The organism is Vibrio sp. 10N.222.46.A1, from assembly GCF_041473595.1.
Taxonomy (GTDB): Bacteria; Pseudomonadota; Gammaproteobacteria; order Enterobacterales; family Vibrionaceae; genus Vibrio; species Vibrio tasmaniensis_A.
Genome location: NZ_JBFRSN010001429.1, coordinates 1 through 887, shown reverse-complemented (window position 1 = coordinate 887; position 887 = coordinate 1). Strand labels below are relative to the sequence as shown.

The 887-nt window shown below is 39.8% G+C and carries 2 protein-coding genes; one reads left to right on the top strand and one right to left on the bottom strand.

Translation table 11 applies throughout. From position 1 onward, the window contains the following. A partial coding sequence (locus AB4496_RS27100) for a helix-turn-helix transcriptional regulator (RefSeq protein ID WP_372133026.1) occupies positions 1-251 on the bottom strand: 251 nt, incomplete at its 3' end. A gap of 198 nt (positions 252-449) precedes the next feature. Here AB4496_RS27100 and AB4496_RS27095 point away from each other — a divergent pair. Then, positions 450-788 carry a hypothetical protein gene (locus AB4496_RS27095; RefSeq protein ID WP_102257712.1) on the top strand — a complete coding sequence of 113 codons (339 nt, stop codon included), beginning with the start codon at positions 450-452 and terminating at the stop codon, positions 786-788. Positions 789-887 lie beyond the last annotated feature (99 nt).

Genomic DNA, 887 nt, shown 5'->3' with positions numbered 1-887 from the left:
CGACTAGCAGCAGCTACATCTTCCGCTGCTGCTTCAGACGATCCTACAACGTCGAGTACGACATCCAAGTCCGTCACTTTCAAAGTTCTCGTGATCGAACGATACTGAGACATTTTGATATCAGCCTCTCCGCGCTCAATTCGTTGATAGGTTTTCAAGCTCATTCCTGCGCTAGCCGCTAATTTTTCTTGAGACCAATTGCCTAGCTTCCTACGCTCAATCAGCGCAATGACTATAGGTTCTTGTGACATAAGCACCTCCAGAATAGACAGTTATGACCTAATTTCAGCAAGAAGCAGACCATATTGACTTAGAACAGTTTACATAAGCGATTAAAGGCATATTATTCGGCCGATAAAAACGTTACGTTTCATGGACTTTCACACTTACAACGGCGTTAACTCGCGGGTAGATAAGTTTGAATTATCAGAGCTAGGAAATAAGAAAAATTGCAAATTGCGAATAATGATAGCGTGAAATTGGAAATTGCGAATCTCTATAAATTGGCATTTCCTTGCATACAACAGGCTTTAGAATCAGAAGATACCCGTAATGAAATTATTGCGGTACAGCAGAGATTACTGACTTACAAAGAAGTGCTGTTACACGGAAATATGCTAGAAGATAAAGAATTAAAACAGGCTTTTTCTGCATTGAACCAAAGCGAGAAAGGTGTTGTACAAGGTGGTATTCAAAATATCAACGATGCAATAAAGCAAATGGATGAAATTATCGAAAGGTATAGCAGGAAGGCGAAAATCAATAAGCAGGCTTATCAGCAAGTTTGAATCGATAGTACACCGAAATAACTAAGTCGACGCTGTCGCTTGTTAAAGCGTCGACTTACTCAAAAACAGGGTGTTTAACGTAAAGCTATTTTCTAAAGC